Consider the following 21,922-nt stretch of genomic DNA (forward strand, 5'->3'; position numbering starts at 1 on the left):
TGTTGGGTTGGAACGGCCATCAGGCCTTTTCGATCGTGACTTTGGTGGAGTAGTAGTTGCACTGCCCCGTGATGCGGTCGCTCTGGTTCACGGTGACTTCGCCGCAGTGACCCGGTCCGCGGTCCTTGGCCCAGCGCCCCATGGCCCAGTGGCCGTGTTCCATCGGATAGACCAGGGTGTCGGGGCGCACGCCCTCAAACAGGCGGCAGACGCCCTCAATCGCGCCCACGTTGGTCTTGATGCGCACGCGGTCGCCGTCGGCAATGCCGCGCTTGGCGGCTGTTTCCGGGTGGATCTCGATGTAGGTCTGGTCGCGCCCGCCCATCACCGGCTGCAGCAGGCTGATGGCCTGCGGGATGTTGCCGCCGCGGCCCTCGGCGTGCAGCGCCACCTTGGGCGTGACCATGAACATGTCGCCACCGCCCGGATTCAGCGGCTCCTCCCAATGGGGGAACATCAGCTTGGCCTTGTCGCGCCCGGTCTTGGCCGCGATCCAGTCGCCATTGGCTTCCAGCCAGCCCGAGCGCACCTCAAATTTGCCAGAGGGTGTCTTGAACAGCTGCGCCTTGACGGCTTCCGGGCTCATGGGCCTGGCGTAGGCTTTGCCATCCCACTCGTAGAACCCGCCGTCGCGCTGCTCCCAGAGGTAGCGCTTCTTGTACCAGACGCCTTTTTCCTTCCAGCTCTCGAAGTCCTTGACGCCGTTGTCGCCGGGGTCGGCCTCGAAGCCCTTGGCCAGGTGGCGGATGACGTTCTCGCTGTCCTTCAGCGCCTTGTAGTAGTCCCCCATCGGGCCCTTCATGCGCTTGCCGATCTCGATCAGCGTGTCGCCGTAGTACTTGGTGTCGTACAGCGGCTTGATCGCTGGCACGCGCAGCTGCGCCATGGGCCAGCCCTCGAACGGGTAGGTGGGCGCGTCCTGCAGCCGCTCCAGGTAGGTGTGGTCGGGCAGGATGATGTCGGCCATCATGGCCGTCTCGCCCGGGAATGGCGAGGTGTCGATGACGAACAGCTCCTTGAGCGCCTCCTCCCAGACCTGCCCGTTCGGTGCCGTCCAGACCGGGTTGGTGAGGTAGAACATGATGGTGTCGAGCTTGTAGGGCTTGCCCGCCAGCGAGTTCGGCCCCACCTCCTGCAGCATGTTGTTGGCCAGCAGGTAACCGTCTTCATGACCCTTGAGGTCGATGCGGGGCTGGCTCTTCCAGGGGCCATTCTTGGCGTAGTCGTCCATGAAGTTGGCCTCGTCCACCGGCATGGCGCCGTACGACGGACCCATCTGGTACTTCAGCCCACCCTTGGCAAACATGGAACCGACCAACGCATTGAGCGAGTGCACGGCCATGCCGTTCAAAATGCCGTTGCTGTGCGCGTGCACGCCGCGCTCGAAGATGGCCATGGCCGGGCGGGTGCTGCCGAACTCGGTGGCGGTGGCCACGATGTCGCGCGCCAGGATGGTGGTGATGCCTTCGGCCCACTCGGGCGTGCGGTCCTTGAGCTCGATGTTCCACCAGTCGATCAGCCCGTGCACCCACTTTTCGCTGAACGTCGAGGGGTCGACCGTCTGCCCCGCCTTGAAGCGGTTCACGCCGTCGTTGAAATCCCCCACAAAACTCTTTTCCCACAGGCCCTTGGTCAGGATCACGTGGGCGATGGACAGCGCCAGGGCGCCGTCGGTGCCGGGCTTGATGAGCAGCGCACGGTCACTGGCGGCCAGCGTGGTGTTCATGTGCACATCCACCGCCGTCACCCGCGTCTTGGGCGACTTGGAGCGCATGTAGCCCCACATCTGCATCAGGTAGTTGTAAGGGCGGAAGGCTTCGAGGAAGCCGCAGCCGAACATCAGGATGTAGTTGGTGTTGCGGTAGTCGTAGGCGTTGTAAGAACCGTTGCCGTCGGTGGCCTGCTTGGACTTGATGCCGCCGTCCGAACACATCGACGAGTGCCCGATCGCCACGTTGGGCGATCCGTAGAGCTTGCCAAACGTGCCTTGCAGGCCGGCACACGATGCGCCCCAGCCGCGCCCATAGGCCAGCGCAAAGCGGTGGCTCTCACCTTTGTCGCGCAGCCCGTTCAGGCGGTCGGCCACGGTCTGCAGCGCTTCGTCCCACGAAATCGGCACGAACTTCGGATCTTCGTTGCGCCCTTTCTTGGGATTGGTGCGCTTCATCGGGCTCTTGAAGCGGTCCGGGTCGTAGAGGATGTAGGCGCCCAGCGGCCCCTTGGGGCAGAGCTTGCCGTTGGCGATCGGGTGGTCGGTGTTGCCGTAGATGGCGTGCACCTTGCCATTGGTGGTGTAGACATCAATGCCGCAGCGCGCCGGGCACTGGTGGCAAATGTTTTTGGTGATTTTGGTCTCGGCCGCAGCGACAGCGGGCGCCTGAGCCTGGGTTTCCCGGAGCGTGGTGCCGCCCACCACGGTGGCCGCCGCGCCGGTGGCGGCCGTGGCCTGCAGGAAGCGCCGGCGCGAAACCGCCGGCTGGAAGATGCGTTCGATGATGCCCATCACAGGTCTCCTCTTGGTTGAATCAATACCGTTGTCCATCTCAGATTTCCACCCAGCCAGTGGCACGACGCGGTGCAGGCCAGGGCACCGCCGGGCCGGCTTTGCCGGACGGCCAGTGCCACCCCTGCAGGGGGTGGCGCGAAGCGCTGCGGGGGTGCTTCATTGCATGCCGCCAAACAGTTGCTTGCGCGCGTCGTCCATGAAGCGCTGGGACTTGGCACAGCTGGGGCAGAGGCTGGGTGCCTCGCTCTCCAACTGGGCCGCATCCGGTGTGTAGGCATCGCCGCACGACACACAGGCGCGGCGCGTGTGCGCAAACACGGTCTGCACCCCGGGCTGGCCACCGATGGCCTGCATCTGGATGGCGCCGGTCGGGCAGGTCCGCACGCAGGTGCCGCAGTCGATGCAGCGTTCGCTGGAAAACTGGAGCAGCGCCCCCTGCCCTTCATCGCGCACGGTCAGCGCCGCCGTGGGGCACAGGGCCACGCACAGGCGCTGGTCGCAGCAGCTGGGGTTGACGTGCATCTGCGGGAAAAGCTCGGTGGGCAGTGCCTGCCCGGCGCGCTCGACCAGAACGCCCAGGGCCGTCAGCAGGCGTTCGCGGTCGGGCGACGGCGCGCGGCGGTCGGCCGGGTACGCGGCCTTGCCGTCGCCGCCCATGGGCATGGGTGTGGCAGGTGTGCGTCCGGCCGGTCGCTCCAACGCCTGGCGGAAGAAGCGGCGCCGGTCCAGTTTTTCCACGGGTTGGGTGGGCGCGGGCAAGACGGTCGGGCACTGCTCAAGCGACAGCTCTGCGCGCACCAGGGTCGGAGCTGTACTCCCGCTGCCCACCGCATCCAGCCAGAGCGCCGCCACCTCCAGCGCGCTGTGTGCCGGGTGGCGCTGCGGCTCGCCGCGGCAGCCCATGTCGCAAGCCGTGCACCACCCGCGGTCCATCAGTTGCACCGTGCGGCCACCGGCGCTCAGCGCCACCAGATGGCTGGCCCGCACGGCGCCCAGACAGGGCCATTCCTGGCTACCGGGCGCGCGCAAGGCCTTGGGCACCTTGCGGCACTCCAGACGGATCGGCTGCTGCGTCGGCCCCGGGTCTGCCGTGACGGGGGCGACCACATCGGCCATCTCGGGCAGGCTCAGCGCTTCGGTCGGGCAAGCGGCGGTGCACTGGCCGCAGCCAGTGCAGGCATCGCCCAGGCTCACCCTGGCCAGAGAAACGTCCAGCGCCTGCACCGGACAGGCGTTGGCGCAGGCTCGGCACTGACCATGGCGGCTGCGCAAGGGCAGGCAGGCGCCTTCCTCGTGCAGTAGGGTGCGGTCGGCGCGCAGCGGGCTGCGCATGGGGGTCTTGTCTCCAAACATCTTTTTATGGAGTCCACCAGGGACTTCGTGGGAATGAACCTACCTTTGCAAGGGTTATGCCAGCCAAAATTTCAAAATAAACCCCATACAAATCAAATACTTAGATCATTCACTGCGGTAATGAGATACCCACCCAACGTTACCCCTGGGTAACACCCTAGGGGGAAAACGAAAATAAAACGTTACCGTTGGGTAACCATGGCAACACCGATCACCGCCCTACATATGTCAGGCATACGCCGTCGGAAGGGTCTGGCTGTGGTCGCTGCGGGGGCGGCGCTGGCCCTGTGTCCGTCGCTCGGAATAGGGCAGACCCGCGCCATCCGCTTCGGTCTGACGCCGGTTTTTCTCGATGACCGCGTGCGCCTGCTGCGCCAGTGGGCGCTGTACCTCGAAGGGGAGCTGGGCAGTTCGGTCCGGTTCATGCAGTACGGCTCCTACACCCAGGTGATGGACGCCTTGCGCGCCGGCGAACTGGACCTGGCCTGGGTCTGCGGCTACCCCTACGTGCTGTACCGCCAGGAACTGCAACTGGTCAGCGTGCCCCTGTGGCGCCAGGCGCCGCTCTACCAGAGCTACCTGATCGCGGACAAAGCGTCTTCCGTGCGCACCGTGGACGACCTGCGGGCGCGCACCTTCGCGTATTCGGACCCCCTGTCCAACTCGGGCTTCCTGTACGTCCAGCACCTGTTGCGAAGCGCCCGCCACGACCCTTCCAACTACTTCAAGCGCTCGTTTTTCACCTATTCGCACCGGCATGTGGTGGACGCGGTGTCGCAGGGCCTGGCCGAGGCCGGTGCGGTCGACGGTTACGTCTGGGAAACCCTGGCCGAGCTCTTGCCCGCCGTGACGGCTCGCACCCGCGTGCTGCTGCGCTCCCCGGACTTCGGCTTTCCCCCCATCGTCGCGCCTCGCGCCCGCTCCGCCGCCCAGGTGACGCAGTGGGCCCATGCGCTCAAGCAGATGGCGGTGCACCCAGCCGGGCGGCTGATCCTGAAAGATTTGCGGCTGGACGGTTTCACCGATGGCACGCCCAGCCTGTTTGACAGCATCGCGACCATGTCCCGCGAGCAACGGGTCTGACATGCCCGCCCTGCGTCTTCCGTACCGCACCCTCGTGCCCCTGGCACTCACCGGCGTGGCCTTGCTCGCGGGCATTGCGGTGGCGCTGACCACATTCTTCCTGATCGACCGCCACGTCGAGGCCAACGCCGAAGCCGAAACGCGACGCCTGGCCAGCACCCTGGCCCGCGCTCTGGTGCAACCGGTCTTGCGCAACGACATCTGGCAGTCATACCAGTTGGTGCGCGCCGCCACCGAATCCACACCCCAGGAACGCCAGGACGGCGCGGTGGAGATCGTCGTCATGGACGCCCGGGAGCAGGTGTTCGTGTCGCCAGCACCGCGTCAGTACCCGATCGGGGCCCACCTGAGCACGCTGCCAGCCAGCATGATCGAGGCCACACGCAAGGTGCTGGGCAGCCACCCTCCGGGCACCGCCCGGGTGGCCGAGGCCGGCGACCGCTCCCTCGTGCTGGCCGCCCCCATCGTGGGCGACGAAGACGAGCTGCTCGGCGTGGTGCTGGCCACCCACCCGGCGGCCATTTCCCGCGCGCAGCGAGCGGCCGTGGTCCGGCAACTGACGGTGCTGGGCCTGATCGCTGTGGCCCTGGTGGCGCTGGGCGGTGCCTCGCTCGGCCTGCGCCTGACCGCACCGCTGGGCCGTCTTCAAGAAGTGATGCAGAACACCCCACGGCGCGCCACGGTGCGCGAACAGCTGCAATCGCCCGAACTCACCTCCATGGGCACGCGCCAGGACGAGGTGGGTGAACTGGCCCGCACTTTCACCGCCATGCTGCGCCAGATTGCCGCCAACCAGGAGCTGGAGCGCCACATCCAGGAGGCCGAGCGCCTGGCCAGCATCGGCCAGATCAGCGCCAGCATCGCGCACGAGGTGAACAACCCGCTGGGCGGCATGCTCGGCGTGATCCAGAACCGGCGCCTGCGCGGTGGCGTGGACGAGGCCACCGAACGCACGCTGGGCCTGCTGGAGCGCGGGCTGCACCAGATCCACGAAACCCTGCAGGCCCTGCTCAACGAAGCCCGGCGCGAGCAGCGCAGCCTGCAGGTGGACGACCTGCACGACCTGGAGCTGCTGTTGCGCCCCGAGGCGGAGCACCTGCAATGCGCGCTGCGCTGGCAGGTGGCGCCACCGACCGGGCACGATCTGCCCGCCGTCGCGGTGCGCCAGGTGGTGCTGAACCTCACGCTCAACGCGCTGGCCGCAGCCGGCAAACGCGGTCAGGTCCAAGCCTGGAGCGAATCCAGCGACACCCACTGGCAGGTTTGTGTGGCCAACACCGGTCCGGCGCTCGACCAGGTGCGGCTTGATGCACTGACCCACGGCACCGAACGCTCAGCCGACGGACGCCTGGGCCTGGGCCTGTGGATCACCGCCCGCATCCTGCACACCCTGGGCGGTCGGCTGAACCTGCGGGCGCCGCTCCCACCGGAACTGCCCACCGTGCTGGTGGCCAGCTTCCCGCTACAGCAGCTCAGCCGCCTCTCATCGGTACAAGACGACACCCCTACCCGCCTCGCATGAAAATTGACCTGATTGAAGATGACCCACTCATGGGCGAAGCCCTCACCGAACGCCTGCAGATCGAAGGCTTCGAAAGCCGGTGGTGGCGCAGTGCCGCTGAGTTGCTGGGTGCTGTGGCCACCGGGCTGGAATCGGCGCAAGCCGTCATCAGCGACGTGCGCCTGCCCGACCTTGACGGGCCGGAGATGATGCGCCGCCTGCCGCTGGCCTGGCAGGAACGGCCCTGGATCTTCATCACCGGTTATGGCACGGTGGCCCAGCGCGACGAGCTGCTGGCGCGCGGCGCCGTGGACTTCTTCACCAAGCCACTGGACATGGACCGGTTGATGCTGCGGCTGCGCAACCTGCAGCCCACAGCCCAGACAACACCGCCCACCGCGCGCACACCCGCCTGCCCGCTGGGCATCTCCAGCGAAATCCGCAAGCTGCACGCTATGGTGGGCCGGCTGGGCACACACTGGACCACGGTCCTGATCACGGGCGAATCGGGTGCTGGCAAGGAAGTGCTGGCCCGCTGCCTTCACCAGGAGACGATGCCTGGGAGCGCCCCCTTTGTGGCGGTCAACGCCACCTCACTGCCCGAATCGCTGATCGAGGCGGAGCTCTTCGGCTATGAAAAGGGCGCCTTCACCGGTGCCGTGCGCATGCACCGCGGCATGTTTGAACAGGCCAATGGCGGCACCCTGTTCCTGGATGAAATCGGCGACATGCCGCTGGGCCTGCAGGGCCGCCTGCTGCGCGTGCTGCAAGACCGTACCGTCACGCGCCTGGGCAGTGAAAAGCCGCTGCAGGTGCAGGTTCGACTGATCTTCGCGACCAACCGAAACCTGAATGAAGAAGTCCGTGCCGGGCGTTTTCGTGAAGATCTGTACTACCGCATCAACGTGGTGCATCTGCGGGTGCCGCCCCTGCACGAGCGACCCGAGGACGTGTACTGGCTGGCACAGCGCTTCGTGGACAACTGGAACCGCCAGCACCCGACGGCCTTGCGCAGTTTGGGCGTGGACGCCGAGCAGATGCTGATGACACACAGTTGGCCCGGCAACGTGCGGGAACTGCACAACAGCATGGAGCGGGCGTGCCTATTTTCTGAAACCACCACGATCGACTCCCGCCTGCTACGGCCACCCCTGGATGCAGAAGCTGCGGCGATACGCCCAACCCTGTCCGAGCCAAACGACACCCAGCCACCCTCGCTAGAGAGCTATTTGCGAGAGCAGGAAAAACGCTATATACAGCAGTCGCTGGCGCGCCACGACTGGCAAATCGGCGTGACCGCCGATGCCCTGGGCATCAGCCGTAAAAACCTTTGGGAACGCATGAAAAGGCTCGCCATCCAGTGATGTTTGGATGCGTGACGACCCAAAGCGCAAAGGCGAACACCCGCCGAGTTCTCAAAATCCGCCTGAGCGAGCGGTGTCAATACACCTCGCAGTCAAGCTTGAAAAACACCAGACGCTCAGACGGCCAGCAGCCGACGGTCCGCAATTTCCAGCAAGCCATCAAAAATCAGGCTGTCCACCAGTTCCACCTGGGTGGACATGCTGGGTGCCATCTTCCAGCCAGCGCCGCCGGTCATGTACACCACCGGGTTGGCGCCGCAATGTTGCCGCAGGTTTTCCACCATGCGCTGCACCGCGCCGGCAATGGCAAAGGTGCCGCCGCTGGTGAGCGCGTCGCTGGTGTTGGTGGGAAAGTCGCGCACCTCGCCGGTGGGCACGTGCAGCCCGGCCGTACCCGACTCCAGCGCCCGCAGCATGATGCCGTGACCGGGCAAGATGATGCCGCCCAGAAAGCGGCCTTCGGCGTCGATGGCTTCCACCGTGACCGCCGTGCCCACCATCACCACCACGCAGGGCCGTGAAGGCCCTTGGGCCAACACCCGCTGGCGCGCACCGATCATGGCCACCCAGCGGTCAGAGCCCAGCCGCGCCGGGTGGTCGTAACCATTGACCAGCCCCGCCTCGGCACTGCTGGAGACCACCCACTGCGGCACAACGTCCCACAAATCCAGCTGCTCCTGCACCCGGCGTTTGACGGCGTCACCGGCCACCACGCACCCCAGCACCCAGCGCGGTGCGGGCAAATCGCACCAATCGCCTTCGGCCAGTTTTTCAATGTTTTCGAGAAACTGCGCCCCGTGTGCCAGCAGCCGTGCGCCTGCACACGGTGCGTCGTACAGAGCCCACTTCAGGCGGGTGTTCCCAACGTCAAGGGCCAGAAAAGTCATGCGCGCATTATCACCATACGTGGCGGGAGGTCTTGCGGCAGTGCAACATCGGCGCCGCGTGCGCCGCCCTCACCGGGTCATATCAGACCGATCCAGCAAGCCCGCTGAACGGCGGCGAGCTTGTTGTCGGTCTGGAGTTTGGTCATGGCATTGGCCAGGTGGTAGTTCACCGTGCGCTCTGAACAATGCATGCGCAGAGCCGTCTCACGCGCCGTCAGACCTTCAAAGGTCAGATGCAGACTTTCCTGCTCGCGCGGACTCAGGCTCACACGCTCCTCGGCAATGGCCCGGCGCAACAGCGGCCAAATGTTGAACGCCGACCACGCCAGCGTAGCGGCTTCTGCGCGGCCTGAAAACCTGCGCGGGCTGAACAGAAAACATTCAAACGCACGTCCCGCTGGTAACGTGAAGGCCACCCGAACCAAGGTCTGGTAACCATGGGCCAGCCACAGCCGGCGCCACCGGCCCGACGGCTCCAGGGCCGACTTGGCGATATCTTGCCACGCCACCAGCGGGGCATCGCTCTCGCGCCAGCTGGCGCCGAAATCGTGGCTTTCGGCCAGGGCCCGTGCGGGCCCCAGCAAACGGGGCGGGTGCACAGCGAGCACCTCACGGTCATCGGCACCACCCAACGGGTTGGGTCCCAGCACCAGCACCGACTCCACGCCCTGGTCGCTCAGGGCAGACACCCATTCGGCCAGGACAGCATCGACGTCCACGCTGTCAAAGTTGACAGGCAAGGTCATGGGTGTTGAGCGCTGTTGCACAGACAATGACTCTTTGCTCGGTGTGCTCAGCACAAAGGGCTGTCGTTGAATGATGGAAGGAATACATGGTGCGTTTGGACCGATTGAGGTTCTACAGCGTCAAAGCGCGTCTTTGGCGGTGGTTGCTGGACGAAGTTGTTCACGCTCCGCTGGATCCTATTTTGCATCCGTCACGGGCCCGTCTGTGGTGGGCGGGTTTCAGCACTATATTGGGGCACCTGAGCTTCTACGGAATTTGGCGAAGCGTTTGGCCTCAGCCCTTCGAGAGCCTCTGGGCACGGGCATTGGTTGCTGCCTTGGGGCTGCTGTTGTTCCTGCCGTCTGTGACCAAAGACACCAGCACACGCCACAGCGCGCTGGTGTTCTCCGCCGTGTGCTGGATGTCGTTGCCGGCTTTCTTTTTCTGGATGTACGGGATGAACGGCGGCAATGCCGTTTGGCTGGCCAGCGTCTCAGCCATGCTTCTCATCTATTACCACCTCACAGACTGGCGAATTGCCACCCTGGGCAGTGCCATCGGCGCGCTGATTGGCTGGATGGCCACACACAACCAGATCCAGGTCCCGCCGTCCAGCGTGCCGGACGAAAATGTGCTCGTCATCGGTTTTGCCTGGATCGTCGCATTTTTGCTGGGCGCGTCCAGCGCCAACCTGCGCCGGGTCCGCCAGATCAACACCTTGAGCGCCATGGGTGTGATGGCGCACGAACTGCGCACGCCCCTGGCCACCATCAACATCATGGGCGATGTGCTGCGTTCGCTGGTGCAGCACGGTGTGCCAGAGGACAAACGCAAACAAGTCGAAGAACTGTCCACCCGGCTGCAAAACCTGGTGCGCAGCATGAACCGCCAGATCGATACCCAGATTTCCAACGCCCAGCTGCTGCGATTGCCGCACGAGAAGTCGCCGATCATGGCCGCCGAACTGGTGCAAGACGTGGTGAGCGACTACCCTTTCCGGTCCCAACGCGAGCGGGACTGCGTGCAGGTTCATATCCGGCAGGACTTCTGCTTTGTGGCGCCGCGCCAGCTGTTTGCCCAAGTGCTGACCAACCTGGTGAAAAATGCCCTGCACGCGCTGGCCTCGGCCAGCAGAGCACCCGTGGCCGGCGATCTCCGGCTGGAGGTGGGTGTGCACCGCGGCAAAGGCCGCATTGCGGTATCCGACAACGGCATTGGCATTGCGCACGGCCAGCAAGATCGGATCTTTGAGCCCTTTTTCTCCTCCCAAAGCGGCGCCGGCAGCGGCCTGGGTCTCACGTTCTGCAAAAACGTGGTCGAAGCCGCCCAAGGCACGATCAGCGTGCATGCCGAACCCAACGTCGGCGCGGTGTTCATGATCGACCTCCCTCTGAACCTGAACACCCCGCCAGATTACCCACACACCTGACGCGACCTCCCATGGCACTCACGCTTTCTCTTTTTCAACGACCCGGCGGCATTGTGTTTCTGGATGATGACCCGGATTACCTGGACATGCTGGGTATGGTGGTGCCAGCGAACTGGCAGGTCGAGCTGTACTCCCGCCCGTCGGGCTTTGCCAAACGCATGCAGCATGAAAACGAACGCTGGGAAGCCGATGCCGCCATTCAGATGGACATGATCGATCGCGGGCACCAGGGCCAGCCACTGTTGCCGCAGGTGCTGGGCTACTGGGCCAGCACCCCTTCGCGCTACCCGTTGGTCAAAACCTGTGTGGTGGACTACGCCATGCCCGGCACCAACGGCCTGCTGGTGCTGGACGCCCTGCAGGACTGGCCCGGGTCGCGGGTCTTGCTGACGGGCCAGGCCGACGAGCAAGTGGCTGTCAAGGCCTTCAACAACGGGTTGATTGACCAGTTCGTGCCCAAGCAGGCGCCCAACATCACCGAGCATCTGCTGAGCACGCTGCACAAAATGTCGCGCGCCGCCCACCCCAGACTCAACACCTTGTGGCGCACCGCCCTGCGGCCGGGCCAGCAGTTCCTGCTGCAAGTGCCTTCGGTATCGCAGGCCTTGCAGGCCCATACCGAACAGCACTGGGTTGAATACGTTGTGCTGGGTGAACCGTTTGGGGTGCTGGGGCTCACAGCCGCTGGCGAATGCCACTGGTTGCAACTGGAACCCACCGCCGGCCTGCGCGACTTGGCCGAACTGGCCGGATCTGCCGGACTGGGCTTTGATGTGGTGAGGTCCATTGAAAATGGCCGGCAACTGGCCGCCATAGAACTGCACCAGCAATTGCACCTGCCAGGGCCGGTGCGGGTGGCCCCTGCCGTACCCATCGGGGACGACGGCACCTTGCTCGCCGCCCGCTTTGTGCTGGCAGCAGCCGACCTGCCGCAGCCCATCAGCGCCTACAACGACTTCCTGGCGGCCCAAGGCGCCCGCACCATCCAGGACGCATGAGAGGCTGGCGGTCTTTCGTTCAGCCTTTGAGCCCTGCCGCACGGGCGCGCCGTGCAATGGGCCAGTCCCAGGGTTTGACCAGCGGGGCAATCTCGCGCGCCACCGCAGCCACATGGTCCAACTCGGCATCGGTCAAGGCCGCGTGCAGGGTCATCCGCACCATGGTTCGGTTGCGGGTTGTCGCAGGTGCGCAAAACACCGCCCCGAACACATCGCGCTCCTCCAGCCGATCCCGCAGCACCAGGGTGTCGGGCTCGGTGCCCGCCTCCAAGGCAATGATCTGTTCGGTGCCCTGTTGAATGGGAAAGCCCAGATCGCTCAAGGCATCCCGCATGCGCCGGGTCAGCAACTGCAACCGGGTGCGCTCGGCGTCACACCCCTGAATGACATCCAGCGTCGCGTCCAGGCCCGCCACCTCGTGTGGCAGCAGACACGAACTGAACATGTTGTGGTAACTGGTGCTCAAGATGTAATTGCGCAAACCCGTGGGAATATTGAAGTAGCCCGCACGTCCGGCGAAAGCCTTGGCCAGGCTGGCGGTGATGAAGTGGACACGGTGGCTCAAACCCAGCGCCATGCACAAACCGGCGCCTCCAGGGCCGTGCGTGCCCAGCGAATGGGATTCATCCACCAGAATCATGCAGCCCCCGGCTTCAGCCACGTCCACCACCTCAATGAGAGGCGCCAGCGCGCCCGTGGTGCTGTACACCGAGTCCACCACCACCAGCCCAGGGCCGTGTTTTTCAATCATCCGGCGCAGATGCTCCACGTCGTTGTGGCGAAACGGATGGGCCGGTGCGCCCGCGCGCCGCGCACCCTCCCACAACGAGGTGTGGGCCAGCATGTCGATGTAAACCGGTGTTTGCGGATCGGCAATGCACTGCAGCAAACCCATGTTGGCGGCGTAGCCGGACTGGCACAACACCCCGTCGTCTTTGCCGATCCAGTGGGCCATCTTTTTCTCAAAGGCCCGCACCGGGTGCGTTTCCAGCAAAAACGAGCCCGACTGGATGACGAACTCGGCATCCTGTCGGATCGCAGCGGTCTGCGCCTGAACAATGGCCGGATGCCCGGTGATGCTCAGGTAATCGTTGCCGTTGAGCCGCACCGCATTGGCGCCCGGGTCTCGGCCATGCACCAGCGAGCGACCGCCCCACAGGTCGTTCCATCGGCTGATGAAGTCTTTCTCGATGCGGTCGCACAGATGTGCCGACAGGGCGGGGTTGATGCGGGTGTTTTCGCGGGTCAGTTCAAGTTGGTCCATGGAGTTCTCCTTCAGAAAAAAGAAGACCCCATTGAAAAAAGAAATCCAACAACCCCCGCTCAACCCCTGTCAACATTGACAGGGGGTGTTCAGCATTTATTTCAATTTTGAGGCAGCAAGCACCTCAAGCAGACCCACTAAACAGCCGCCCAAACCGACCAAACAGGCTCAGTTTTGGCGCCACGGTAAGCCATGGTGGCGCCAGCCGCCTTGGTGCCCACGCTGGGCACCGGCGTCGGGATCGCCCTCAAAACCTTCCAGAATGTTGTAGGCCAGCAGGCCCAGTTCGGTCGCGCGTTTGGCAGCGGCAATGGACCGCACACCGCTGCGGCACAGCAACACCAGTTTTTGGCCGTCCGCTGCAGCTTGGCGCACCGCGTCGTCAAACTGCGGATTCAAGGCCATGCCTGGCCACTGCTTCCAGGCGGCCGGCACAGCACCCGGCACAAAACCGACCCATTCGCGCTCGGCGTCGGTGCGCACGTCCACCAGCACCGCCTCGCCCGACTGCACCCACTGCCAGGCCAGCTGGGGCGACACATCGCCCGCATAAGACCCGGCGTGGACGCCTGCCGCCGGGCGGGGCTGCATCAGCAAGGCGCCATCGGCATCGTGCCGGATGCCCGACGTGAGGTTGGCGGGCACCGCTTCATCGATTCTGCGCGGCTTGGGCAAGCCCAGTGCGTCCATGATGGCCACAAACTCGGCTTCGGTCTTGCCCGCTACGCGCGCATTGCCGGCTTTTTCCTGGCCGATGCTGGAATGGGTACGCCCCTGGTAATCGTGACCCGGCCACACGGTGGTGGCGTCAGGCAGGGCAAACAACACCTCCGTGAGGCTGCGGTACAGGTCGTGGGCGCTGCCCGACTGGAAATCGGTGCGTCCGCAGCCGTTGATGAGCAGCGTGTCGCCGGTGAACACATGCCCACCCTCGGGCGTTTGCCACACAAAACTCATGCTGCCAGCGGTGTGGCCGGGCGTGTGCAGGGCGCGCAGCGTTTGGCCACCAAAACGCAAGATGTCGCCGTGCTGCAGCTGCACACCCGCAGTGCCAATGCCGCACCCCACGGGTGCCGCTGTCTTGGCTCCCGCCAGCTCGGCGAGCTTGCCCGCGCTGGTGATGTGGTCGGCGTGGGCATGGGTTTCTACCGCCCAGACCAGTTGGAGCCCGTATTCGCGCAGCGTGGCCAGGTCGCGCTCAATCTGCTCGTCCACGGGATCGATGATGAGCGCGTCGCGCGTGGCCTGGTCAAACAACACGTAGGTGTAGGTGCTGGAGGCGGGGTCGAAAAGCTGAATGGGTTTCATGGCGGTTCCGTGAAAGAGGGTCAGGAAAAGCGGGCGAGCATATCGGCCACATCATCGGGCGGCACGTCGCCTTGCGCAATGACGCAGCCCACCATGGTGAAAAAGGTTTTGTCCAGCGCCTTGCGCGCTGCAGCGAGTTGCTGCGCCACTTTTTCACAGTCGGCATCGGTCTCGATCAGCTTCTGGATGCCACGCAACTGCCCCTCAACCCGCTTGAGGCGCAGCACCAGGGCACGTTTGCGTTCGGGGTCGTGTACGGTGGTCATGAAGATTCCTGGTTGCAGGGAGTTGCACGCTCTGGTCGGGCTTGGCTGCCAAGGTTGTCCGCGCCAGACATACCCCGTCAAGTATTTTAATGCGGTGGTTTTTTCAAGCGGCATCGTGCACAGTGGGCACCGTGCGGTTCGCGCACCCTGGCCCGCCCGCCAGGTCACGACCCCATCCCGCCACCCCCATTTTGGCCAAACCGGGTTACCATTAACGTTTACGTAAACGTCAACAGAAAATCATTCCCGAGCGACTGGGTTTATCCGCCCGTTTCACCCCACACCCGCACAGCCCCGCATGCCCAACACCAGCGAAACCCACCTGCCCGCCCTGCCCTTTCCTGCGGCGGCCATCCAGGCGGCCAAAGGCAGCCTGTGGAGCCATTGGCAAGTGACGCCCCCAGTGGGAAGGAACGGCAACGACAGCCAAGCCACCCCACTCAAGTCGTTTGACCCCGACGCCAAGCCCTTTTCCAGCGGCGACAAGGCCACCGACCAAAGCGCCGTGCAAGCCATTGCCGACCAGCTGGACCGGCTGCAAAACCTGTTTTACGCCGACGGACGCCACAAACTGCTGCTGGTGCTGCAAGGCACCGACACCTCGGGCAAAGACGGCACGGTGCGCGGCGTGTTCGCCCGCACCAGCCCGCTGGGCGTGCACACCGTGGGCTGGAAAGCCCCCACCGAAACCGAACGCGCCCACGACTACCTGTGGCGCATCCACCAAAAAGTGCCCGGCGCGGGCGAGATCATGGTGTTCAACCGCAGCCACTACGAAGACGTGCTGGTGCCTGTGGTCAATGGCTGGATCACCCCCGAACAAACCCGCCAGCGTCTGGCCCACATCAACGACTTCGAGCGCATGCTGGCCGAGACCGGCACCGTGATCCTCAAGTGCATGCTGCACATCAGCAAAGACGAGCAACGCCAGCGCCTGCAAGACCGCATCGACGACCCCGACAAGCACTGGAAATTCAGCCGGGGCGACCTGGACGCGCGCGAACAGTGGGACGAGTACCAGCGTGCCTACGAGGTGCTGCTGAACGAAACCAGCACGCCCTGGGCGCCCTGGACGGTGGTGCCCGCGAACTCCAAAACCCACCGCAACCTGATGATCGCCACCCTGGTGCGCGACACCCTGAAAGCGCTGAACCTGCGCTACCCGCCCGAAGACCTGACCCTCGCCGGCCTGCGGGTGACCTGACACACGCCCACCCCGCCCCACCACATTTCCACCCAAAAAGAGAGAGACACCATGAGCAACCTGTCCGCCGAATACCAGGCCCTGGCCAACTACCGCCCCACGAACAAGGTGCGCTTTGTCACCGCCGCCAGTCTGTTTGACGGCCACGACGCGGCCATCAACATCATGCGGCGCATTCTGCAAGGCATGGGCGCCGAGGTGATCCACCTGGGCCACAACCGCTCGGTGGACGAGGTGGTCACCGCCGCGCTGCAGGAAGACGCGCAGGGCATCGCCATCAGCTCGTACCAGGGCGGCCATGTGGAGTATTTCAAGTACATGGTGGACCTGCTCAAAAGCCGGGGTGGCGCGCACATCCAGGTGTTCGGCGGTGGTGGCGGTGTGATTGTGCCCAGCGAAATCAGCGAGCTGCAGGCCTACGGCGTGGCCCGCATCTACAGCCCCGAAGATGGTCAGAAAATGGGTCTGGCCGGCATGATCGGCGAAATGGTGATGCGCTGCGACCAGGACATCAGCACCTTGGCCCCCACCGACAGCCGCGCCATTGAAGGCCAGACCGAAATGCATTGGCGCGCCCTGGCGCAGCTGATCACGGCACTGGAAAACGACAAAGCCGACGCCGCCCTGGTTCAGCACATCCGCACCGAAGCCGCCAGCAAACAAGTGCCGGTGCTCGGCATCACCGGCACCGGCGGTGCGGGCAAGTCCAGCCTGACCGACGAACTCATCCGCCGCCTGCGGCTGGACCAGGACGACGCACTGCGCGTGGCCGTCATTTCCATCGACCCCAGCCGCCGCAAGAGCGGTGGCGCTTTGCTGGGCGACCGCATCCGCATGAACGCCATCGCGCCTTGGAAACAGGGCCAGCGCGTGTTCATGCGATCGCTGGCCACACGCGACTTTGGCAGCGAGATCAGCGCCGCCCTGCCCGATGTGATCGCCGCCTGCAAGGTGTCGGGTTTTGACGTGATCGTGGTCGAAACCTCGGGCATTGGCCAGGGCGACGCGGCCATCGTGCCGCATGTGGACGTGCCCATGTACGTGATGACGCCCGAGTTTGGCGCCGCCAGCCAGTTAGAGAAAATCGACATGCTCGACTTCGCCGAGTTTGTGGCCATCAACAAATTTGACCGCAAAGGCGCCAGCGACGCGCTGCGCGATGTGGCCAAGCAGGTGCAGCGCAACAAGGAAGCCTGGACCACACCCACCGAGCAGATGCCGGTGTTCGGCACCATGGCCGCCCGCTTCAACGACGACGGCGTGACCGCGCTCTACCAAGCCCTGAAAACCCGCCTCGGCGCGCTGGGCCTGCCGCTGACCGAAGGCCGCCTGCCCACCGTGGCGGTGCGCCACAGCACCAACCAAACGCCCATCGTACCGGCCGCACGCACGCGCTACCTGGCCGAGATCAGCGACACCGTACGCGGCTACAAAAAGCGCGCCCGCGAGCAGGCCCGCCTGGCCCGCGAAATCCAGCAGCTCCACGCCAGCGCGCAGATGCTGCGCACCGACAAACCCACCCGCGCCAAAGCGGCCGAAGCGGTGATCGACCTGGCGCAGCAACGCGAACTGAACCAGGACCCGGCCGCCCGCAAGCTGCTGACGCAGTGGCCCGACATGCAAAAAGCCTACGCGGGCGACGAGTACGTGGTGAAAATCCGCGACAAGGAAATCCGCACAGCGCTCACCACCAAAAGCCTCAGCGGCACCACCATCCGCAAGGTGTCCCTGCCCACCTATGAAGACCACGGCGAAATTTTGAAGTGGCTGATGCTGGACAACGTGCCCGGCAGCTTCCCGTACACCGCCGGCACCTTCGCCTTCAAGCGCGAGGGCGAAGACCCCACCCGCATGTTCGCGGGCGAAGGCGACCCGTTCCGCACCAACCGCCGCTTCAAGCTGCTGAGCGCGGGCACACCCGCCAAGCGCCTGAGCACCGCGTTCGACTCGGTCACGCTCTACGGCAACGACCCCGACCCGCGCCCCGACATTTACGGCAAGGTGGGCAACAGCGGCGTGAGCGTGGCCACGCTGGACGACATGAAGGTGCTCTACGGCGGCTTTGACCTCTGCCACCCGGCCACCTCGGTGTCGATGACCATCAACGGCCCGGCGCCCAGCATCCTGGCGATGTTCATGAACACCGCCATCGACCAGAACCTGGAAAAGTTCAAAGCCGACAACGGCCGCGACCCGACCGACACCGAAGCGCAAAAAATCCGCGAATGGGTGCTGGCCAACGTGCGCGGCACGGTGCAGGCCGACATCCTGAAGGAAGACCAGGGCCAGAACACCTGCATCTTCAGCACCGAGTTTTCACTCAAAGTGATGGGCGACATTGCCGAGTATTTCGTGCACCACGACGTGCGCAACTTCTACAGCGTGTCCATCAGCGGTTACCACATCGCCGAAGCCGGTGCCAACCCCATCAGCCAGCTCGCATTCACACTGTCCAACGGCTTCACCTTTGTCGAAGCGTATCTCGCGCGCGGCATGCACATCGACGACTTTGCGCCCAACCTGTCGTTCTTCTTCAGCAACGGCATGGACCCGGAATACACCGTGCTCGGCCGCGTGGCGCGGCGCATCTGGGCCGTGGCCATGCGCGACCGCTACGGCGCCAACGAGCGCAGCCAGAAGCTCAAATACCACGTCCAGACCAGCGGGCGCTCGCTGCACGCGCAGGAGATCCAGTTCAACGACATCCGCACCACGCTGCAGGCGCTGATTGCCATTTACGACAACTGCAACAGCCTGCACACCAACGCCTTCGACGAAGCCATCACCACGCCCACCGAAGAGTCGGTGCGCCGCGCCATGGCGATCCAGCTCATCATCAACCGCGAGTGGGGCCTGGCGAAGAACGAGAACCCCAACCAGGGCGCCTTCATCATCGACGACCTGACCGAGCTGGTGGAAGAAGCCGTGCTGGCCGAGTTCGAGAAAATCGCCGAACGCGGCGGCGTGCTGGGCGCCATGGAAACCGGCTACCAGCGCGGCAAGATTCAAGACGAATCCATGCACTACGAAATGCTCAAGCACACCGGCGAATACCCGATCGTGGGCGTGAACACCTTCCGCAACCCGCACGGCGACGCGGTGATGGACAAGCTGGAACTGGCCCGGTCCACCGAAGAAGAAAAGCAAAGCCAACTGCAACGCCTGGCCGACTTCCACACCCGCCACGCGGCGCAAGCCCCCGCGCAGCTCAAGCGCCTGCAACAGGCGGTGATTGAAAACAAAAACGTGTTCGAGGTGCTGATGGACGCGGTGCGCTGCTGCTCGCTGGGCCAGATCACCAACGCGCTGTTTGAGGTGGGCGGGCAGTATCGGCGGAATATGTGAGCGCGTGAACCACGTGCCCGGGCCGACCTCAGTCGGCCCGGGCCAGTGGCAAATTCAGCAGCAGGTTCTGCGGTTTCAGCTTGAGCAGACCATCGGCCGCCATGGCCAGACCCAGGTAGACCGGTTTGCCTTGCACGTCGGCGCGCATGTGTTGCGGGTCGTCAAAGCGCAGCTTGAACAGGCTGATCAGCCGCTGCTGGCGCTCGGGCGCCACGGTTTGGCCGGTGTACAGGTCGTTCAACAGCCGGGTGGATTCCACATCCAGGCCCACATGCCAGCGCCAGGACGGGTCTTCAATGCGCGACTCGGCCTGGATCTGCACCCCCACGCCCAGGAAATGGCGCACCCATTTCTCCAGCACCTGCGCCAGCGCTTTCAGGCCCGAATCGGCGCGGTTCATGGTCAGCGTCAGGCCGTGCGGCAGCTCGCGCTGAATTTCGTGCGTGAGGTCCAGCAAAAAGTTGAACCGCCCGGCGCCGACCAAGCCGTTCATGTAGCGCCCGGCGCTCTCGGCGCCCAGCACCTCCATCTGCACCACCGGCACCGCCGCACCGCCCTGCATCAGCAGACGGCCCACCGCGCCCAACCCGCCGGTCTCATTCAACAGGTCCAGCACCTCGCTGTCGCCGCTGAGCACGCGGCCGTCCTGCACGCTCACGCGCTGGCGGCGAAACAGCAGCTCGGCGGCGCGCCATTGCCAGGCATCGGGCTCGTCCTGCAACAGGTTGCACACCATGGCCTGCACCATCAGGTCCAGAAACAAGGGCGGCACCGACATGGCACCGGCCTTGAAGAAGCCGGCATAGGCTGCCTCCAGCGAACCGGCGGCTTCCACGGCATCGCGAAACGTTAAAAACAGGCGGTGGTTGGCACGCGCGTCCGTGTCTTCCAACGCCTCCAGCTCGGCGGCCGACACCGCCCGCGTGGGCGACTGCATGAGCGAGGCGTGCAGGGCCTGTTCGGCGGTGCACGACTCGTCCACCAAGGCGAGTTCGGGCCGCGCCAACCACAGGCGCCAGTAGGCATCGGTGGGGCAGAGCCAGCCGCGGGGCGTGCGTTCCAACAGCTCAAAGCCGCAGGAAGACCAGATGGGAAGTGCAGACGGGAACATGGCGGTATGTGTGGCTGGCGGGTGGGCAGCCAGCGTTTGAAAACGTGAGCGGATTGTCTGTGACCCGCGCAACGGGTGTGCAAGGCCTGAAAGACACCGCGCGGCCGACGGGGTTGGGCCGCCCCAGGCATCTCACCGCACAATAAGGCCATGCAAAAAACCATCAGTCTCATTGGTGTCCCCACCGACATTGGCGCCGGCGCCCGCGGCGCCAGCATGGGGCCCGAAGCGCTGCGCGTGGCGGGCATCCAGGCGGTGCTGGAAAGCCACGGCCTGCAGGTCACCGACGGCGGCAACCTGAGCGGCCCGGCCAACCCCTGGCAACCGCCCACCGACGGTTACCGCCATCTGGCCGAGGTGGCTGAGTGGAACCAGACCCTGCACGATGCCGTGTACGCCGAACTGGCACGGGGCCACATGCCCATCGTGCTCGGTGGCGACCACTGCCTGGGCCTGGGCTCCATCAGCGCGGTGGCGCGGCACTGCCGCGAAACCGGCAAGACCCTGCGCGTGCTCTGGCTCGACGCGCACGCCGACTTCAACACCGCCGCCCTCACGCCCAGCGGCAACATCCACGGCATGCCGGTGGCCCTGCTGTGCGGCCAGGGCCCGGCGCTGCTCACCGGCATCGGCGGCCACACGCCCGCCATAGCCGCCAGCGCGGTGCGCCAGATCGGCATCCGCAGCGTGGACGCGGGCGAAAAGCGCCTGGTCCACGAAGCCGGGCTGGAGGTGTTTGACATGCGCTACATCGACGAGATGGGCATGCGCCACACCATGGAACAGGCGCTGCTGGGCCTGGACGACAACACCCACCTGCATGTGAGTTTTGACGTGGATTTTCTGGACCCCGAAATTGCCCCCGGCGTGGGCACCACCGTGCCCGGCGGCCCCACCTACCGCGAAGCGCAGCTGTGTATGGAAATGATCGCCGACTCGGGCCGCCTGGCATCGCTGGACGTGATGGAACTCAACCCCGCGCTGGATGTGCGCAACCGCACCGCGCTGCTGGCGGTGGATTTGATTGAAAGCTTGTTTGGCAAGTCCACGCTGATGCGGAAGAAGTAGGTGTCAAGTTCCGCCTGCTCTAGGGCACAACGTTGCACAGTGCCAGCTGTTCTCATTTTGAAAAGTTTGGGAGAGCCCCCACCCCAACCCTCCCCCAGCGGGGGAGGGAGTCAGACATGGTGTGCACAGGCGCCTCGCAGCGGGGCATATCTTGCCCCTTCCCCCACTGGGGGAAGGCTGGGATGGGGGCTGGCGTGGGCAAGCGGCGTCAGCTCTTGCACACCAGTTCCAAATGCTCCACCACCGGCGGCTGGGCAAAGAACGGACCCACGATGGCGCGCCATTCGGCGAACGCGGGCGACTGGCGAAAGCCCACGGTGTGGTCTTCCAGCGTGGCCCAGTAGATCATGAGGATGTAGCGGCCCGAGCTCTCGATGCTGCGGTTGACTTTGTAGCCTTTGAAGCCTTGGGCCTGGGCGATGACGGTGCTGGCGCCGCGTTCAATGGCGGCTTCAAATTCGGCGGCGCGGGCGGGGTCGATGCGGATATCGGCGTGTTCGAGGATCATG

18 protein-coding genes and 1 pseudogene are annotated in these 21,922 nt (G+C 64.9%); 8 read left to right on the forward strand and 11 right to left on the reverse strand.

Annotation, left to right across the window (positions count from 1 at the left end; genetic code table 11):
• Positions 1 to 19: 19 nt before the first annotated feature.
• Positions 20 to 2,503 carry a molybdopterin-dependent oxidoreductase gene (locus Q7J58_RS02610; protein WP_304823009.1) on the reverse strand — a complete coding sequence of 828 codons (2,484 nt, stop codon included), beginning with the start codon at positions 2,501 to 2,503 and terminating at the stop codon, positions 20 to 22.
• Between the two features lie 159 nt (positions 2,504 to 2,662).
• The gene (locus Q7J58_RS02615) at positions 2,663 to 3,838 is read right to left on the reverse strand and encodes a 4Fe-4S binding protein (protein ID WP_304823012.1); all 1,176 of its coding nucleotides are present in this window, start codon (positions 3,836 to 3,838) and stop codon (positions 2,663 to 2,665) included.
• A gap of 246 nt (positions 3,839 to 4,084) precedes the next feature.
• Between Q7J58_RS02615 and Q7J58_RS02620 the strand changes: the two genes are divergently transcribed.
• Genes Q7J58_RS02620 through Q7J58_RS02630 form a run of 3 tightly spaced genes read left to right on the forward strand, consistent with a single transcriptional unit; the run spans position 4,085 to position 7,807 of the window.
• Positions 4,085 to 4,942 carry a PhnD/SsuA/transferrin family substrate-binding protein gene (locus tag Q7J58_RS02620; protein WP_304823014.1) on the forward strand — a complete coding sequence of 286 codons (858 nt, stop codon included), beginning with the start codon at positions 4,085 to 4,087 and terminating at the stop codon, positions 4,940 to 4,942.
• Position 4,943: 1 nt separating this feature from the next.
• Positions 4,944 to 6,464 carry a HAMP domain-containing sensor histidine kinase gene (locus tag Q7J58_RS02625; protein WP_304823017.1) on the forward strand — a complete coding sequence of 507 codons (1,521 nt, stop codon included), beginning with the start codon at positions 4,944 to 4,946 and terminating at the stop codon, positions 6,462 to 6,464.
• On the forward strand, positions 6,461 to 7,807 hold the full coding sequence (locus tag Q7J58_RS02630; protein ID WP_304823020.1) for a sigma-54 dependent transcriptional regulator: 1,347 nt from the start codon (positions 6,461 to 6,463) through the stop codon (positions 7,805 to 7,807). The genes Q7J58_RS02625 and Q7J58_RS02630 overlap by 4 nt, the downstream gene beginning before the upstream one ends.
• A gap of 116 nt (positions 7,808 to 7,923) precedes the next feature.
• Here the strand turns inward: Q7J58_RS02630 and Q7J58_RS02635 are convergent, their stop codons facing one another.
• The 3 genes from Q7J58_RS02635 to Q7J58_RS02645 form a co-directional block, all read right to left on the reverse strand.
• Positions 7,924 to 8,694, reverse strand: a complete 771-nt coding sequence (locus tag Q7J58_RS02635; protein WP_304823023.1) for a type III pantothenate kinase — start codon at positions 8,692 to 8,694, stop codon at positions 7,924 to 7,926.
• Between the two features lie 77 nt (positions 8,695 to 8,771).
• Positions 8,772 to 9,440 (reverse strand): helix-turn-helix transcriptional regulator, encoded by a 669-nt coding sequence (locus Q7J58_RS02640; protein WP_304823026.1) that lies wholly within the window; start codon positions 9,438 to 9,440, stop codon positions 8,772 to 8,774.
• A gap of 274 nt (positions 9,441 to 9,714) precedes the next feature.
• The gene (locus tag Q7J58_RS02645; protein ID WP_304823029.1) at positions 9,715 to 9,921 is read right to left on the reverse strand and encodes a hypothetical protein; all 207 of its coding nucleotides are present in this window, start codon (positions 9,919 to 9,921) and stop codon (positions 9,715 to 9,717) included.
• Between Q7J58_RS02645 and Q7J58_RS02650 the strand changes: the two genes are divergently transcribed.
• Positions 9,920 to 10,849: a HAMP domain-containing sensor histidine kinase gene (locus Q7J58_RS02650; protein WP_304823031.1), complete on the forward strand. Its 930-nt coding sequence runs from the start codon at positions 9,920 to 9,922 to the stop codon at positions 10,847 to 10,849. The two genes, Q7J58_RS02645 and Q7J58_RS02650, sit on opposite strands and share 2 nt — an antisense overlap.
• A gap of 11 nt (positions 10,850 to 10,860) precedes the next feature.
• Positions 10,861 to 11,847 carry a response regulator gene (locus Q7J58_RS02655; protein ID WP_304823033.1) on the forward strand — a complete coding sequence of 329 codons (987 nt, stop codon included), beginning with the start codon at positions 10,861 to 10,863 and terminating at the stop codon, positions 11,845 to 11,847.
• A 19-nt stretch (positions 11,848 to 11,866) separates the two neighbouring features.
• On the opposite strand, the gene cqsA is transcribed toward Q7J58_RS02655, so the two are convergent.
• From cqsA to Q7J58_RS02675, 4 genes and pseudogenes are all read right to left on the reverse strand, one after another.
• Positions 11,867 to 13,111 carry an alpha-hydroxyketone-type quorum-sensing autoinducer synthase gene (cqsA, locus tag Q7J58_RS02660; protein ID WP_304823035.1) on the reverse strand — a complete coding sequence of 415 codons (1,245 nt, stop codon included), beginning with the start codon at positions 13,109 to 13,111 and terminating at the stop codon, positions 11,867 to 11,869.
• Positions 13,112 to 13,279: 168 nt separating this feature from the next.
• Positions 13,280 to 13,702 carry a rhodanese-like domain-containing protein gene (locus Q7J58_RS02665; protein ID WP_304823080.1) on the reverse strand — a complete coding sequence of 141 codons (423 nt, stop codon included), beginning with the start codon at positions 13,700 to 13,702 and terminating at the stop codon, positions 13,280 to 13,282.
• Between the two features lie 204 nt (positions 13,703 to 13,906).
• Positions 13,907 to 14,419 (reverse strand): annotated as a pseudogene (locus tag Q7J58_RS02670) (MBL fold metallo-hydrolase); the annotation flags it as partial.
• Positions 14,420 to 14,439: 20 nt separating this feature from the next.
• Positions 14,440 to 14,685, reverse strand: a complete 246-nt coding sequence (locus Q7J58_RS02675) for a metal-sensing transcriptional repressor (RefSeq protein WP_304823040.1) — start codon at positions 14,683 to 14,685, stop codon at positions 14,440 to 14,442.
• A gap of 298 nt (positions 14,686 to 14,983) precedes the next feature.
• Here Q7J58_RS02675 and Q7J58_RS02680 point away from each other — a divergent pair, with 298 nt between their 5' ends.
• Positions 14,984 to 15,889, forward strand: coding sequence for a PPK2 family polyphosphate kinase (locus Q7J58_RS02680; RefSeq protein ID WP_304823043.1), 906 nt, complete (start codon positions 14,984 to 14,986; stop codon positions 15,887 to 15,889).
• A 51-nt stretch (positions 15,890 to 15,940) separates the two neighbouring features.
• Positions 15,941 to 19,234: a fused isobutyryl-CoA mutase/GTPase IcmF gene (gene icmF / locus Q7J58_RS02685; RefSeq protein ID WP_304823046.1), complete on the forward strand. Its 3,294-nt coding sequence runs from the start codon at positions 15,941 to 15,943 to the stop codon at positions 19,232 to 19,234.
• 28 nt (positions 19,235 to 19,262) lie between these two features.
• Here icmF and Q7J58_RS02690 read toward each other — a convergent pair whose 3' ends face one another.
• Positions 19,263 to 20,345 carry a DUF6352 family protein gene (locus Q7J58_RS02690; protein WP_304823048.1) on the reverse strand — a complete coding sequence of 361 codons (1,083 nt, stop codon included), beginning with the start codon at positions 20,343 to 20,345 and terminating at the stop codon, positions 19,263 to 19,265.
• Positions 20,346 to 20,495: 150 nt separating this feature from the next.
• On the opposite strand from Q7J58_RS02690, the gene rocF reads away from it, so the two are divergent.
• On the forward strand, positions 20,496 to 21,413 hold the full coding sequence (gene rocF / locus Q7J58_RS02695) for an arginase (protein ID WP_304823051.1): 918 nt from the start codon (positions 20,496 to 20,498) through the stop codon (positions 21,411 to 21,413).
• Between the two features lie 208 nt (positions 21,414 to 21,621).
• On the opposite strand, the gene Q7J58_RS02700 is transcribed toward rocF, so the two are convergent.
• A complete protein-coding gene (locus tag Q7J58_RS02700; RefSeq protein ID WP_304823054.1) occupies positions 21,622 to 21,921 on the reverse strand; it encodes an antibiotic biosynthesis monooxygenase family protein in 300 nt (99 codons plus the stop codon).
• Position 21,922: the final 1 nt, after the last annotated feature.

Origin of the sequence: Hydrogenophaga sp., from assembly GCF_030656115.1 — a bacterium.
GTDB lineage: Bacteria > Pseudomonadota > Gammaproteobacteria > Burkholderiales > Burkholderiaceae_C > Hydrogenophaga.